The following is a 14406-nucleotide window of genomic DNA, read 5'->3' on the forward strand; positions in this document are numbered from 1 at the left end:
ATGGAAAACACTACCTCCGAAACCAAGGACACCACGTCCTTGGCTGCGGCCCCGAAGTCAAAGGGCCGCCGCAAGATGCGCCGTACTGCCTCCGGCATTATGGCTATGGCTCTCGCCCTCACCGGCGCGGGCTTCCTCGCTAATGCTCTGACCCCTGATGCACAGACGGCTACTGCTCAGCAGGATGAAGCCGCAATGATTCAGCAGGGCAAGGAGCTTTACGACGTTGCTTGTATTACTTGCCACGGCGCCAACCTTCAGGGCGTTAAGGACCGCGGCAAGTCGCTGATCGGCGTCGGCGAAGGCTCGGTTTACTTCCAGGTTCACTCCGGTCGTATGCCGATGCTCCGCAACGAGGCTCAGGCAGCACGTAAGACCCCGCGTTACTCCGAAGAGCAGACGCTGGCTATCGCAGCCTACGTCCAGGCTAATGGCGGCGGCGCCGGCATCGTCCGCGACGAGGACGGCTCCATCGCTATGGAGTCGCTACGCGGTAAGAACGCTGGCCCGAACGGTGAGCTTGACAAGGCTGACGTTGCTCGCGGTTCCGAGCTGTTCCGCCTGAACTGTGCATCCTGCCACAACTTCACCGGTCGTGGCGGCGCACTGTCCAGCGGTAAGTACGCACCGGTCCTGGATCCTGCAAATGAGCAGGAAATCTACCAGGCCATGCTGACCGGCCCGCAGAATATGCCGAAGTTCTCTGACCGCCAGCTGTCTGCTGACGAGAAGAAGGACATCATCGCCTACATCAAGAACGCCAAGGAAACTCCGACCCCGGGTGGTTGGGGCATTGGTGGCATCGGCCCAGTTGCTGAGGGCCTTGTCATGTGGATTGTAGGCATTGTCGCTCTCGTAGCGGCCGCTCTTTGGATTGGATCCCGCCGATGAGTAATAACGAAAACAAGAAGTACAGCTCCGAAGAGCTGTCGAAGATGAGCAATGCGGATCTCGCTCGTCTGGGTGCTGAACTCGATGACGTGACCATTGCTTACCGCAAGGAACGCTTCCCGATTGCCAACGACCCGGCTGAAAAGCGCGCGGCTCGTGGTGTCACCATCTGGCTGGCACTGTCGGTCATTCTTGGCCTGGCATTCATCGCCATCTACCTGTTCTACCCGTGGCACTACAAGGGGCACGGCGAAGAGGGTCTGTGGCTGTACACTATGTACACCCCGCTGCTGGGTATCACCATCGGTGGCTGCATCGTCACCCTGGGTATTGGTGCAGTTAAGTTCACCAAGCGCTTCATTCCGGAAGAGATTTCGGTTCAGCGCCGCCACGATGGTCCGTCCGAAGAGGTCGACCAGAAGACCATCGTTGCCCTGCTGAACGATTCTTGGCAGACCTCCACCCTGGGTCGTCGCTCCGCTATCAAGGGCCTCCTTGGTACCGGCGCCGTCCTGGCTGGTATCGGCATGATCCTTCCGCTTGGCGGCATGATTAAGAACCCGTGGAAGCCACGCCACGACGTTGACGTCACTGGTGACGGCACCCTGTGGACCACTGGCTGGACTCTCGTCGAGAAGGGCCACAAGGTTTACCTGGGTCGCGACACCGGCGCTATCGCTGAAGAGGGCGTACACGGCTACACCACTAAGGGCGTTTCCCGCCTGGTTCGCCTCCGCCCAGAGGACCTGTCCGCAGGTTCCATGGAGACCGTCTTCCCTCTTCCGGAGGAGGACGTCAACGACGGCGACAAGTACTCCAAGGATGCTGATGTCTACGAGGCACACATGCACTCGATTCACGGCTCCCGCAACTCGGTCATGCTGATCCGTCTGCGTTCCCAGGACGCTGAAAAGGCAATCCTGCGCAAGGGTCAGGAAGACTTCCACTACGGCGACTACTTCGCCTACTCGAAGATTTGTACACACATCGGTTGCCCGACTTCTCTGTACGAACAGCAGACGAACCGTATTCTCTGCCCATGCCACCAGTCGCAGTTCGATGCACTGCACTACGGCAAGCCGGTCTTCGGTCCAGCTGCTCGCGCTCTTCCAGAGCTGCCGATCAGCGTTGACGAAGAAGGCTACATGTACGCAGAGGGCAACTTCATTGAGCCCGTCGGTCCGGCATTCTGGGAGCGTCAGTCATGAGTAATCCAACGAAACTAGCAACCGCTGCTAAGAATATGGATGACCGCTACACCCTGTCTGGCGGCATGCGTAAGCAGCTCAATAAGGTATTCCCTACCCACTGGTCCTTCCTGCTGGGCGAGATTGCACTCTACTCCTTCGTAGTCCTGCTCTTCTCGGGTGTTTACCTGACTCTGTTCTTCGACCCGTCGATGTCGAAGGTCATTTACGACGGTGCCTACGCGCCGCTCAACGGTGTCGAGATGTCTCGCGCCTACGAGACCGCCCTGCAGATCTCCTTCGAGGTTCGCGGTGGCCTGTTCATTCGCCAGATTCACCACTGGGGTGCTCTGCTGTTCGCCGTGTCCATCATGGCGCACATGTTCCGCATCTTCTTCACCGGCGCATTCCGCAAGCCGCGTGAGGCTAACTGGGTCATCGGTTCCATCCTCCTGCTGCTGTCCGTGGCAGAGGGCTTCATGGGTTACTCCCTGCCGGACGACCTGCTTTCCGGTGTTGGTCTGCGTATTATGTCCGCAATCATCATCGGTCTGCCGATTATCGGCACCTGGCTGCACTGGATGATGTTCAACGGCGACTTCCCGGGTGACATGATTATCCCGCGCCTGTACATTGCACACGTGCTGATTCTCCCGGCCCTGCTGCTGGGTCTGATTGCCGCTCACCTGGCTCTGGTCTGGTACCAGAAGCACACCCAGTTCCCTGGCGCAGGTCGTACCGAGAACAACGTCGTCGGCGTTCGTATTCTCCCGATCTTCGCAGTCAAGTCCGTTTCCTTCGGCCTGATTACGTTCGGCTTCCTGGCGCTATTCGCTGGTATCTTCCAGATCAACGCAATTTGGAACCTTGGCCCGTACAACCCGGCGCAGGTTTCCGCTGGTTCCCAGCCGGATATCTACATGCTGTGGACTGACGGTGCTGCCCGTGTCATGCCGCCGTGGGAGCTTTACTTGGGCTCTTACACGATCCCGGCAGTCTTCTGGGTCGCCCTGCTCTGTGGTGTTCTGGTTGTCCTGCTCTTCGCTTACCCGTTCATCGAGGCGAAGATCACCGGCGACAACGCCCACCACAACCTGCTGCAGCGTCCGCGCGACGTGCCGGTTCGCTCCGGCCTGGGTGCCATGGCTTTGGTCTTCTACACCCTGCTGACTCTGTCCGGTGGTAACGACCTGATCGCATACCACTTCCAGATCTCGCTGAACGTGATGACCTGGGTTGGCCGTATCGGTCTGATCATCCTGCCTCCGATCGCTTACTTCGTCACTTACCGAATCTGCATCGGCCTGCAGCGCTCTGACCGCGCTGTCCTGGAGCACGGCATCGAGACGGGCATCATCAACCAGCTACCTGATGGTTCCTTCATCGAGGTCCACCAGCCACTGGGTCCGGTCGACGAGCACGGCCACGCCGTTCCGCTCGAGTACCAGGGTGCTTACGTCCCGAAGACCATGAACGAACTGGGCGCCGCTGGTAGCCCGGGTCGCGGTAGCTTCTTCAGCCCGGACTCCCCGGAGATCGCCGAAGAGGCAGCTCGTATCGAGCACGAGAACCACGAGCAGCAGGCTCAGATGTTCCGTGACCTCGAAGCTCAAAACGCTGAAGAGCGTCGCCAGCTCGAGCAGTAAAGTTCCGCGGTAGGTTTTCTACTGCGCTCAAATAAGACCACCCCGGTCCGCATCCACTTCGGATGTCGACCGGGGTGGTTTTTGTTACCCAGATTCTTCCGATTTCGCCTTGACCCCACATATGTCGGATACCAAATCTACTGTTTACCAGTACTAAAATGGACATATGTCTACCAGTCCCTCCCCCACCACCGATCTTTCGAGCAACGCCACACAGCTTGTCGCCAACGGTGTCAACTTCGACTACGAGGCCACGCCTGTTTTGCGCGATGTCTCGCTCACGCTTTCCGACGGCGATGTCCTCGGTCTGGTTGGAGACAACGGAGCCGGCAAGTCCACTCTTCTTTGGCTGCTGTCGGGTCGTCGTCGGCCCACGAGCGGTACGGTGACTCATATTGGCACGCGTGTACTCGGCTCTCAGGAACTGGAAGCTCCTTTCGACTCCACGGTGCAAATGCTTATCGATGAAGCCCTCGGCCCCTCGAAACGTCGTTTAGCGGAGTTAGAAGAGGCAGCTGAGGCGATGGCCTTAGCAGAGACCCCAGATGAGTCTAAGGCGGCAGAGAAGGCGTATTCGAAGGCCTTCTCGGACGTCATGGCTCACGATGACTGGAACGCCGAACATAATGCGGAGATTGTGCTCGACCATCTCGGCCTGACCGGTTCTGCTCCGGACGGCGCTCCCCTGACAGAGCAACTAACCACGGAGATTTCCGGCGGGCAGCGGGCGCGGTTGGGGCTCGCGATTACGCTCATTCGAAAGCCAGAGATTCTGCTTCTCGACGAGCCCACCAACCATCTCGATGAACGCGGTCGCCAGCTCGTGATTGACACCATCCAGAACCACCCTGGAGTGGTTGTGGTGGCAACACATGACCGCGACTTCCTGGATGCCGTTTGTACTGTAATTGGAGACTTGGTGCCGGGGCGCCCTGGTATTGGGCTGTTCCGTGGTAATTACTCCGACTACGCGAAGCACCGTCGCCACCAGCGTGAGCTATGGGAGCACCAGTGGCGCTCCGAGGAGCATGAACGCAATCGGTTGGAAGACACCATCGAGAATGGCGCTCGTGAGGTCTCACCGGGTCGGGAAATGACGGACAATAACAAGATGGCTTATGACCGCCGTGGCGGTCGTGTAGAGCGGCAAATCGCCCGCCGCGTGCGTTCGGCTAAGCAACGGCTGGAGGAACTCATTGAGGAAGGTGTGGAGCGTCCGCCGGCGCTACTGGGCTTTGATGCCCCGTTGACGGCGCCTCTACCGACCAAGCGCGCTGCTTCGGGAAGCGATGAGGATTTTCACCTCAAGATGCGCGGTGTGGTCGTCCCAGATCGAATTCGAGTTGGTTCACTGATTATTCGTCCCGGAGACAAGGTCGTTATCACAGGCCCTAATGGGGCCGGCAAATCTACCTTGTTTAAGACGATCATGGGGCAAGTTGAGACGCAGGCTGGCGAGGTGCGTATCGGCGAGAACTGTCGAGTAGCCATGCTGGCTCAGGAACAAGACTGGGAAAACCCAAAGAAGTCCGCCCGTGAGTTGTACGACCTTGCTCCCAATGCCCGCGTGCCTCTCGACGACTTTGGATTGCTTAGCCCCGAGGATGCCAATCGCCCGGTAGGAAGCCTCTCCATCGGCCAGCAACGACGGGTGGCGTTAGCGTTGGTCGTAGCCAACCCGCCGGAGATCTTGCTGCTCGACGAGCCTACCAACCATCTGAGTGTGGATCTGATCGAGCAGGTCCAAGACGCAATCGCATCTGCAGAGGGCACAATTATTGTGATTACCCACGATCACCGCATGATTAACTCGCTCGAAGCGCGACATCTGCAGGTGACTGATGGTGAGGTCATCGAACTGCCTAAGGGGCAGAAACCCGTCGAATTCGCTTGATACGGAATCATATATTGACTACAGATCCTAACCGACGAGGTAACACCAGTTAGGAATCCCCTCCCACTCGCCCAAACAAAAAAGTCTCTCCCACTAACGCCCTTGTTAGTGGGAGAGACTTTTCGGTTATCTACGACTGTGGTTCAGTCTGATTGCACTCGGACTAGTGCTTCTCCGGCGGAGTGATGTACTGAGTGTTGAGCTTGGTGCCGGAGACGATCAGAATTACCGCGCCAAGGACAATCAGCCAGTAGGCCATGAATGCGATGCCGTAGCCCATGAGGAGGATGCCCATGGTCATCACGAACGGCCAAATCGAGCTAGCGGAGAAGAAACCGAGGGTACCTGCACCGTCGGCAATCTCTGCCTCTTCGAAGTCGGCCGGGGTGATGTCGGAGCGGCGCTCAGTGAAGTGGAAGTATCCACCGAGCATCAGAGTCATCAGAGCTGCGAGGACCAGGCCGGTTGCGCCAGCCCACTCGAGGCGACCCTGGCTTTCGTTGATGACGTTACCGGTGTCCTGGAGGTACTGAGTGCCGAAGATGTAGACGACAGCCATGAACCCCAGGAACACGGTAAGTCCGTAGAAGAGCTTTGCTGCAGACTTCATTTGAGAACTTCCTTTAAGTAAGAATCTTGCTGGGTTTACTTGGCGGTCGCGTTCAGGTCAATGGTGTTAGCACCACGATCACCCATGTCGCGGGTGTCGACACGACCGGAGTTGAACGGCGAAGTGGAGACTGCGAATGCCGGCTCACCGATGTGCTTCAGAGCATCAGCGTTAGTAGCTTCTGGGTTCTCCTGGCGGAACTTGATGTACTCGGTGAATGCCTCACGGGAGACAGCACGAATCTCGAAGTTCATCATTGCGTGGTAGGTACCACACATCTCGGCACAACGGCCAACGAATGCGTTCTTGACCTTGTCGCTCGGGTTGTCCTCTGGTCGGTTGGCAATCTTGTCCGAGTCAATCTTTTCGATCTGGAAGACACGGTTGGACTTGTTAGCCTCCGGGTGCGGGAACACGTCGCGCTTGAAGAGGAACTCCGGAACCCAGAAGGAGTGAATCACGTCAGCGGACGCGAGGTCGAACTGGATTGCAGTGTCTTCCGGAACAACGAGGACCGGAACCTCTTCGGTGGTACCGAGGGTCTCAATCTCGTCGTAGTGCAGGTAGTCGAGGCTCTCCTTGGAGCGTCCGTGAACCGGGTGCTCCTTCTGCTTTGCGCGATCCTCAGCGGACGGAACCTCGTGGCCGCCCTCGGTGAAGAACTGCTCATCAGCCGGCTTCTCAATACGGCCGTTGTATTCCTCGCCGCCCATCAGGTCAGCGGAAATGTTGGCGTAACCGAACTTCCAGTTCCACTGGAAACCGGTGACGTCGACGGTAACTTCCGGATCCTTATCCAGGGCAGTGACCTTGTCCTGAGTCTGAACCGTGAAGAAGAACAGAGTCATCACGATCAGAATCGGGAGAATGGTCAGAGACAACTCAACCGGAACGTTGTATGCAGTCTGGCGCGGGAACTCGCCCTTGCCCTTCTTTTCAGCCTTCTTAGCTGTGAAGTTTGCCATCGAGTAAAGGGTAACGCCCCAAACGATGATGCCGATAATCCAAGCTGCAACCCAGGTCCAAACCCAGAAGTTACCCATGGACTGTGCTTCCGGGGTCACACCTTCCGGCCAACCAAAGCGGAGCAGCTTGAAGAAGCCGTTCTCCGGAGGATTAACATCGCAGCCGGCAAGCAAGGCTGCGCTACCGGTGGCAACGCCGAGGACGCCGAGCTTACGGGCGACTCCGAACTTTCTACGCTGATTCACGTGTGTCTGCCTTCCTGATCCACACAATTTTCGATAACCGATTAAGGTTTCGTCCTACCCAAGCAGAGTAGTCGATTCTTAAGCTTTCTCCACAATAAATATGGCTGTGGGGTGCCTTTGAGTATATCTGCCCTAATAAAATACTGAGAAAGACCCGCCTATCGGGGGTGGCATTCTCACCAGTTACACCCTGTTGACGCTCCTAAGTCTATGAATTTTTTAGTGTTTGTGCCACGCGCTGACGCACACACCGTCCCGCGCAACCTTGCCCCGAGCCCTAGACACGGCAAACTCAGACATTCTCGCTTTTCCCCAAAAGGCATTAAAGTAGGTGCAGCATTTCTATGTGGCGCCAATCTGGGGTTCAACCCAGCTACTCAGCCACGCGGCGGTCCTTCACGGCCACCGGTTAAGGCGACAACCAGTCGCGCTGAGCCGCTAGCTACGGAGCCGTCGAAAATCCATTAAGTGACACTAAGCGAAAGGTGCGCGCACGAAGCATGTGTGGTCTTCTCGGAATCCTGGCTGCAAATTCTGACGCAGCGGAGCTCGTTCCCGTTGTCGAAAGGGCCCTGCCCTGCATGCGGCACCGCGGCCCTGACGATGCAGGCACGTGGCACGATGAGGACGCAGTTTTCGGCTTCAACCGCCTATCCATTATTGATATTGCCCACAGCCACCAACCGCTGCAGTGGGGACCAGAGAATCAGCCGAATCGTTACTCCATGACCTTCAACGGCGAAATCTACAATTTCGTCGAACTTCGCGAGCAGCTGGAGAAGGAAGGTTACGCCTTTAATACCTCCGGCGATGGCGAACCTATCGTCGTTGGGTTCCACCACTGGGGAGCCGACGTCGTAAAGCACTTGCGCGGCATGTTCGGCATTGCTATTTGGGACAGCGTCGAGCGCAAGCTTTTCCTGGCGCGCGATCCGTTCGGCATTAAGCCTCTCTACTACGCCACCACCGAGCGCGGCACGATTTTCGGTTCTGAGAAGAAGTCCCTGCTGGAGGCCGCGCCGGAGATGGGCATCGATGCGAAAAAGCTGAATAAGCGTGCACTGGAGCACTACGTCGACCTGCAGTACGTGCCGGAACCGGAGTCTCTGCACACTGACATCGTCCGCCTGGAGTCGGGCTGCACTGCCATCGTTACGCCTGGTGGCGAAGTTAAGCAGACCCGCTACTTCAAGCCTAGTTTCCCGATTCAGCCAGTCACTAAGGGCGCTGAGCAGGACGTTTTTGACCGCATTGCCCGTGCGCTGGAGGACAGCGTCGAGAAGCATATGCGTGCCGACGTCACGGTGGGCTCGTTCCTGTCGGGCGGTATCGACTCCACTGCGATTGCAACTTTGGCTAAGCGCCACAACCCGAACCTGCTGACGTTTACCACTGGCTTCGAGCGCGAGGGCTTCTCAGAGGTCGATGTGGCTGCCGAGTCCGCCGCCGCCATTGGCGTCGAGCACATTGTGAAGGTCGTCTCGCCGGAGGAGTTCGCCGGGGCGATTCCGAAGATTATGTGGTACCTCGATGACCCGGTAGCTGACCCTGCACTGGTGCCGCTGTACTTCGTGGCCGCAGAGGCTCGTAAGCACGTTAAGGTCGTACTGTCCGGTGAGGGCGCAGACGAGCTCTTTGGTGGTTACACCATTTATAAGGAGCCGCTGTCGCTGAAGCCGTTCGACAAGGTTCCATCTCCCCTGCTGCGCGGTCTGGCTAAGGTCGGCGAAGCTCTGCCAGAGGGCATGCGCGGCAAGTCGCTCCTGCAGCGAGGCACTACTCCGCTGGAACAGCGCTACTACGGCAATGCTCGTTCCTTTAACTTTGAGCAGCTGCAGGAAGTGCTGCCGTGGGCCAAGAAGGAATGGGACCACAGCGATGTCACTGCGCCGATTTACGCGCAGTCTGAAGGCTGGGACCCGGTGACTCGGATGCAGCACTTGGATCTGTTCACCTGGTTGCGTGGCGACATTCTGGTCAAGGCGGACAAGATCACCATGGCTAACTCCCTGGAGCTGCGCGTGCCGTTCCTCGACCGTGTGGTCTTCGACGTTGCACAGACGCTGCCGGTGGACATGCGTGTTTCTCACGGCACCACCAAGTACGCACTGCGTCGCGCCATGGAGCAGATTGTTCCGGAGCACGTGCTCAACCGCCGCAAACTGGGCTTCCCGGTGCCGATTCGCCACTGGCTGGCAGGCGACGAACTGCACGGCTGGGCCGAGGACATCATCCGCGAGTCCCAGACCGATGAGTTCATTAATAAGGACGCCGTGCTCAAGATGCTCGCCGAGCACCACCCAACCGAGCGCGACCACTCCCGCCGCCTCTGGACCATCCTTGCTTTCATGGTCTGGCACGGCATCTTCATCGAAGACCGCATTACTCCGGACATCGAGCAGCGCGACTACCCCGTCGAGCTCTAGCTCGCTTTACGACGGTCCCCGCGCCTCAACCCCATCCTGCCCCGGCAGGCTGCCACCATAGCTGGGGCAACCAATAGAAAAGGCTCGGACCTCACTCAGTTAACAAGAGTGAGGTCCGAGCCTTTTACTATCCGACGCTTTTCACAGCGTCTGCTGACAGCTCTGCTCAGCTAATGACTTAGTTGAAGGAGTCACCGCAAGCGCAGGAGCCAGTGGCATTCGGGTTATCGATGGTGAAGCCCTGCTGTTCAATGGTGTCAGCGAAGTCGATGGTGGCACCGGACAGGTACGGAACCGACTGGCGATCAACGACCAGCTTGACGCCATCGAAAACTTCGGCGACATCGCCGTCGAGGCTGCGGTCATCGAAGTAGAGCTGGTAGCGCAGGCCGGCACAGCCGCCCGGAGCCACGGAAATACGCAGTGCCAGGTCGGTGGCACCTTCTTGGTCCAGAAGTGCCTTTGCCTTGGCAGCCGCAGCTTCGGTCAGGGTAACGCCAGTGCTCTGAGCAGTAGTCATAGCGCGTGTCCTCCTTGTTGAAGTGTTTAAGTATGCGAGTCGACCCCAAGGTCGGCTACGTCATTATTTATCACAACCTTACCGACCAGTCTTTAATTCCCAATTCTGGGTTCTCTTTTTCTTTCTCTTTTTCGGAAGTCTCTTTTTGCCGCCACATCGCAACCACACCACGGCTTCCCACGCCACAAGCGCACTCTTCCCGCCTGCCCCTGCGGCGGTCATCCCCAAAACCTCGCCCTTGCCCCGTCCCTGCCCCTCAACCTGCAACCTAATTAGGGAAGCACCTTGAAGACCTTATAATCTGGGGTCGTGAATCTACCGTGGAAAAAGAATGACAAAAAGTCCAAGGCAGCTGAGGCAGCTAACGCTGACGCAACCAACGCCGGAGACGTAGCCACCGACGCGACCGCATCCAGCGGGGCCAAGGGCACCGCTTCGGAGTCTCAGCAGCCCGAGAAGAAGCACAGCGGTGCTTTTACTCCCAAGAAGGGGCGCCCCACTCCGAAGCGCAACGAGGTTGAGCGCGAACGCGGCATCCGCCGTGGCCCGGTCGAGGCGCCGCTGACCGCTAAGGAAGCTCGCCAGCGCCGCAAGGAGCTCAAGGCTTCCATGTCCAAGGAAGAGCTCAAGGCCGCCAAGGCACGCGAGCGAGCAGAGCGACGTGAGCAGCGTCGCATTGCCGACGAGCGCATGGCCGCCGGCGATCCGCGCTACATGCTGCCACGCGACCAGGGCGCTGAGCGCAAGTTTGTCCGCGACTGGGTTGATTCCCGTCGCTTCCTCGCTAACGTGTTCCTCCCGTTCGCGCTGATTCTGCTGCTGATTATGATGATTGGCACTTCCCTGCCGAAGCTGGCCAACATCGCATCTCTCATCGCGATGGTTCTCATCATCGCCCTGATTATCGAGGGCATTTACATCGGCCGCCGTGCCATCAAGTTGACGCGTGAGCGCTTCCCGAAGACCACCGAAGGGGCCTGGGGACTGGGCTTCTACGCTTACTCCCGCGCTTCTCAGCCGCGTCGTCTGCGTACTCCGCGTCCGCAGGTCAACATCGGCGACGAAATCAAGTAGCCTCATCTGCCATGCGCACTTTGGTTCTCGGTGGCGCCCGCTCAGGCAAGTCCTCATGGGCTGAGCACGAGCTGCTGGCCACCGCCGCAGCCTCAACCGGCGGTGCCTCAGATGCTGCAGCCTCAACGGTGTTGCATTACATCGCAACAGCACGGCCCTGGCCCGGTGATAGCGATTTTCACTCCAGGGTCGAGGAGCACCGCATTCGTCGTCAAGCACAGGCAAAAGAGCACGGAGTGGCCTGGCACACGGTTGATGACGTCGATGCGGTGGAAGCTCTCGCGTCGCCGGAGCGGCGCATGCTGCTGGACGATGTCGGCACCTGGCTGACGCACATCATCGACGCGCAGGGGCTGTGGGAGGCGCCGAGGGGCAGCGTCGCGCCGTGGACGCACTCGCTTGTCGACGCCGTGCGCAACTTCCCCGCAGATTCCGACCTGTTCATTGTGTCGCCCGAAGTGGGCTTCGGTGTCATTCCCGAACACCGCTCAGGGCGGCTTTTCCGTGATGAAATTGGCCTTCTCAACCAACAGCTCGCAGCTGTCTGTGATCGTGTTGTCCTAGTTGTGGCTGGCTGCCCCATGGAAGTCAAGGCGGCGAACTAGATTCACTCCACGCCGCTTCCCCTATGACGGTCTGCCTAGCAATGCGAATAGCTGTGCACCAATGGTCGGTAGACAAATCGTTTTCGGGTAGCGTTTGAGAGTATGAACGCGGATTATTTTGGACCGGTAGCACGCCCTGACGAAGAGACTGAACAGGCCGCCCGCGCGCGCCATGAGCAGTTGACTAAACCCGCAGGCTCACTTGGCCGGTTGGAAGAACTCGGCATTTGGATTTCGGCGTGTCAGGGAGAATGCCCTCCGCGTGACCTGGACGATTGTCGTGTTTATGTCTTCGCTGGTGACCACGGTGTTGCCCAGGGCGGGGTGTCCGCGTACCCGTCCGAGGTGTCTATTCAGATGCTTGCCAATATCGAGGCAAAGGGTGCCGGCGTGAACGCTATCGCTGACATCGCGGGAGCCACTGTTACCGGTGTGGACATTTCCCTCGACCACGATGCCGAAGGGCCATACCGTATCCGTCGCAGCTGTGGTTCTATCGACCGCGAGGATGCGATGAGCGAGGAGGAGGTCGATAAGGCCATCCGCACGGGCATCGCGATTGCCGACGCCGCCGTTGATGAAGGCGCTGACCTGCTCATTGCCGGCGACCTGGGCATCGGAAACACCACTCCAGCCGCGGCGCTGATTGGTGCCGTGACCAACTCCGAACCGGTGGTCGTCGTCGGCCGAGGCACTGGCATTGATGACGAGGGGTGGAAGCTCAAGGTCGCTGCCGTACGCGATGCCATGTTCCGCGTGCGTCGCCTGCGCAATGACCCGGTTGAGGTGCTCCGTCGTATTTCCTCGCCGGATATGACCGTGATGGCCGCGTTCTTGGCGCAAGCAGCGGTTCGTCGCACTCCTGTGATTTTGGACGGAGTGGTTGTCACATCCGCTGCTCTGCTGGCTGACCAGCTCGCTCCGGGCGCCCGCGATTGGTGGGTCGCCGGCCACAAGTCGGCAGAGCCCGCGCACGCGCTTGCCCTTCGACACCTGGATAAGGAACCACTTCTCGAATACGGGATGCGTCTTGGCGAAGGCTCCGGCGCCGTCGCTGCCCTACCGCTGGTCAAGTCCGGCGTATCGGTCCTGCGCAACATGGCTACTTTCGCCGACGCAGGCGTAAGCACCAAGGACTAATCGACTTGTCCGACAAAGCCGGCCCGTCTCGCCAGGACAACCTCGACGGCGATCCCTCTGCTCACGGCAATGCCGTCGCTGAGGCCATCACCACTGCCCTGTCCTGGCTCACCATCCTGCCCTTCAAAGGCGCGAGCGTGTTCGACCGCATCACCGGCCGTCGCGCCATCGCCGCACTGCCAGTAGCTGGGCTCGTTCCTGCCGCGGGTGCAGTTCTCATCACGGCGGCGCTGTTCGCAACGTCGTCGTCAGGCACGCCCACGCTTTACGACGTCACCCCGATCCTCGGCGGCACCCTGATTATGGTGGCGGCACAGATGTTGACCCGCGCGATGCACCTGGATGGGCTGGCGGATGTGGCGGATGCCCTCGGCTCGTATAAGCCGCCGGAGGGGGCGCGGGAGGTGCTGCGCGATCCGAGCACCGGCCCAATGGGCGTGGGCTCCATCGTGCTGACGATGTTGACGACGACGACTGCTTTTGCCGTGATTGTGGCTAGTGTGCTGTCGCAGTGGTCTGCTGGTCAGATGTGGCCTGGTGTGGTTGCGCTGTGCTTGCCTTTTGTAGCCTCTCGCGCGGCAGCAACGACTGCCTGCTGGCGCGGCTTTCCGCCTTTTTCGAACAGCGGCTTCGGCTCTCTGACTGCCGGTACTCAGTCCACAGTCACGGTGACCTGCTGGTGGATACTGCTGCTCGCTGTGTCGGGCTGGGTGGTTGGGCTCGTGGGCGTAGTCGCTTGTGCACTGAGCTTTGGCGTTACACTGCTGCTGACGCGGCATTGCGTGAAGAGGTTTGGCGGAGTCAACGGCGACGTGTTTGGTGCAGTCATTGAGATAGCGTGCGCTGTCTGTGCCGTGGCACTTGCCATAGGGTTCTAGCAGGGAAAATGCGCGCATTGCCCCCGTTGGGGTTTTCTTTAAAAAGAACTATTGACGGTCGCTTTGACGCGGACGTATTCTGAGGGCACACCGCCGGGAAGGCGGAGTACAGGAGGCTCGTTTCGGGGCTCGCCCAAATTATTTTGCGCCGACCGTTTGCCGGGGCGCCAAGAACGAGCACACCTTCTAGCCTCCCAGCTAATTAGAAAAGCGCGTCCCGCCGCAGCGATGCACGGGACGCGCTTTTCTTTGTTGGGGTGGCACTCCCAGGTTTGGGTTCAGTGGGGTTTGGGGTTAAGTAAAGAAAAGTGTGTCTTTTCCGGG

12 protein-coding genes are annotated in these 14406 nt (G+C 58.9%); 9 read left to right on the forward strand and 3 right to left on the reverse strand.

Annotation, left to right across the window (positions count from 1 at the left end; translation table 11 throughout):
- From HMPREF2681_RS00560 to HMPREF2681_RS00575, 4 genes are all read left to right on the forward strand, one after another.
- The gene (locus HMPREF2681_RS00560) at window positions 1-891 is read left to right on the forward strand and encodes a cytochrome bc1 complex diheme cytochrome c subunit (protein WP_016423027.1); all 891 of its coding nucleotides are present in this window, start codon (window positions 1-3) and stop codon (window positions 889-891) included.
- On the forward strand, window positions 888-2099 hold the full coding sequence (locus HMPREF2681_RS00565) for a cytochrome bc1 complex Rieske iron-sulfur subunit (protein WP_049170241.1): 1212 nt from the start codon (window positions 888-890) through the stop codon (window positions 2097-2099). The genes HMPREF2681_RS00560 and HMPREF2681_RS00565 overlap by 4 nt, the downstream gene beginning before the upstream one ends.
- Complete coding sequence (locus HMPREF2681_RS00570) at window positions 2096-3724, forward strand: cytochrome bc1 complex cytochrome b subunit (protein WP_016423029.1); 1629 nt, start codon at window positions 2096-2098, stop codon at window positions 3722-3724. The genes HMPREF2681_RS00565 and HMPREF2681_RS00570 overlap by 4 nt, the downstream gene beginning before the upstream one ends.
- Window positions 3725-3890: 166 nt before the next feature.
- Complete coding sequence (locus HMPREF2681_RS00575; RefSeq protein WP_070545619.1) at window positions 3891-5618, forward strand: ABC-F family ATP-binding cassette domain-containing protein; 1728 nt, start codon at window positions 3891-3893, stop codon at window positions 5616-5618.
- Window positions 5619-5781: 163 nt separating this feature from the next.
- On the opposite strand, the gene HMPREF2681_RS00580 is transcribed toward HMPREF2681_RS00575, so the two are convergent.
- Both HMPREF2681_RS00580 and HMPREF2681_RS00585 read right to left on the reverse strand, forming a co-directional pair.
- Entirely contained in the window at window positions 5782-6228 is a 447-nt protein-coding gene (locus HMPREF2681_RS00580) for an aa3-type cytochrome oxidase subunit IV (protein WP_016423031.1), read from the reverse strand.
- Between the two features lie 35 nt (window positions 6229-6263).
- Window positions 6264-7439 (reverse strand): aa3-type cytochrome oxidase subunit II, encoded by a 1176-nt coding sequence (locus HMPREF2681_RS00585; RefSeq protein ID WP_049190506.1) that lies wholly within the window; start codon window positions 7437-7439, stop codon window positions 6264-6266.
- Between the two features lie 500 nt (window positions 7440-7939).
- Here HMPREF2681_RS00585 and asnB point away from each other — a divergent pair, with 500 nt between their 5' ends.
- Complete coding sequence (asnB, locus tag HMPREF2681_RS00590) at window positions 7940-9865, forward strand: asparagine synthase (glutamine-hydrolyzing) (protein WP_070545622.1); 1926 nt, start codon at window positions 7940-7942, stop codon at window positions 9863-9865.
- Window positions 9866-10043: 178 nt separating this feature from the next.
- Here the strand turns inward: asnB and HMPREF2681_RS00595 are convergent, their stop codons facing one another.
- Entirely contained in the window at window positions 10044-10385 is a 342-nt protein-coding gene (locus HMPREF2681_RS00595) for a HesB/IscA family protein (protein ID WP_070545624.1), read from the reverse strand.
- 309 nt (window positions 10386-10694) lie between these two features.
- Here HMPREF2681_RS00595 and HMPREF2681_RS00600 point away from each other — a divergent pair, with 309 nt between their 5' ends.
- From HMPREF2681_RS00600 to HMPREF2681_RS00615, 4 genes are all read left to right on the forward strand, one after another.
- A complete protein-coding gene (locus HMPREF2681_RS00600; RefSeq protein ID WP_016423034.1) occupies window positions 10695-11459 on the forward strand; it encodes a DUF3043 domain-containing protein in 765 nt (254 codons plus the stop codon).
- Window positions 11460-11470: 11 nt separating this feature from the next.
- Window positions 11471-12064: a bifunctional adenosylcobinamide kinase/adenosylcobinamide-phosphate guanylyltransferase gene (locus tag HMPREF2681_RS00605; protein ID WP_049190511.1), complete on the forward strand. Its 594-nt coding sequence runs from the start codon at window positions 11471-11473 to the stop codon at window positions 12062-12064.
- 102 nt (window positions 12065-12166) lie between these two features.
- Window positions 12167-13204, forward strand: coding sequence for a nicotinate-nucleotide--dimethylbenzimidazole phosphoribosyltransferase (gene cobT / locus HMPREF2681_RS00610; protein WP_049190512.1), 1038 nt, complete (start codon window positions 12167-12169; stop codon window positions 13202-13204).
- Between the two features lie 5 nt (window positions 13205-13209).
- The gene (locus HMPREF2681_RS00615; RefSeq protein WP_049192930.1) at window positions 13210-14082 is read left to right on the forward strand and encodes an adenosylcobinamide-GDP ribazoletransferase; all 873 of its coding nucleotides are present in this window, start codon (window positions 13210-13212) and stop codon (window positions 14080-14082) included.
- Window positions 14083-14406: the final 324 nt, after the last annotated feature.

The sequence above is a fragment of the Corynebacterium sp. HMSC064H12 genome (genome assembly GCF_001809925.1).
In the GTDB taxonomy this organism is placed as follows: Bacteria; Actinomycetota; Actinomycetes; order Mycobacteriales; family Mycobacteriaceae; genus Corynebacterium; species Corynebacterium jeikeium_D.

Bases quoted from the DNA above. Each gene is read 5' to 3' on its own strand.
- HMPREF2681_RS00560 (WP_016423027.1), top strand. From the start codon at position 1: ATGGAAAACACTACCTCCGAAACCAAGGACACCACGTCCTTGGCTGCG.
- HMPREF2681_RS00565 (WP_049170241.1), top strand. From the start codon at position 888: ATGAGTAATAACGAAAACAAGAAGTACAGCTCCGAAGAGCTGTCGAAG.
- HMPREF2681_RS00570 (WP_016423029.1), top strand. From the start codon at position 2,096: ATGAGTAATCCAACGAAACTAGCAACCGCTGCTAAGAATATGGATGAC.
- HMPREF2681_RS00575 (WP_070545619.1), top strand. From the start codon at position 3,891: ATGTCTACCAGTCCCTCCCCCACCACCGATCTTTCGAGCAACGCCACA.
- HMPREF2681_RS00580 (WP_016423031.1), bottom strand. From the start codon at position 6,228: ATGAAGTCTGCAGCAAAGCTCTTCTACGGACTTACCGTGTTCCTGGGG.
- asnB (WP_070545622.1), top strand. From the start codon at position 7,940: ATGTGTGGTCTTCTCGGAATCCTGGCTGCAAATTCTGACGCAGCGGAG.
- HMPREF2681_RS00595 (WP_070545624.1), bottom strand. From the start codon at position 10,385: ATGACTACTGCTCAGAGCACTGGCGTTACCCTGACCGAAGCTGCGGCT.
- HMPREF2681_RS00605 (WP_049190511.1), top strand. From the start codon at position 11,471: ATGCGCACTTTGGTTCTCGGTGGCGCCCGCTCAGGCAAGTCCTCATGG.
- cobT (WP_049190512.1), top strand. From the start codon at position 12,167: ATGAACGCGGATTATTTTGGACCGGTAGCACGCCCTGACGAAGAGACT.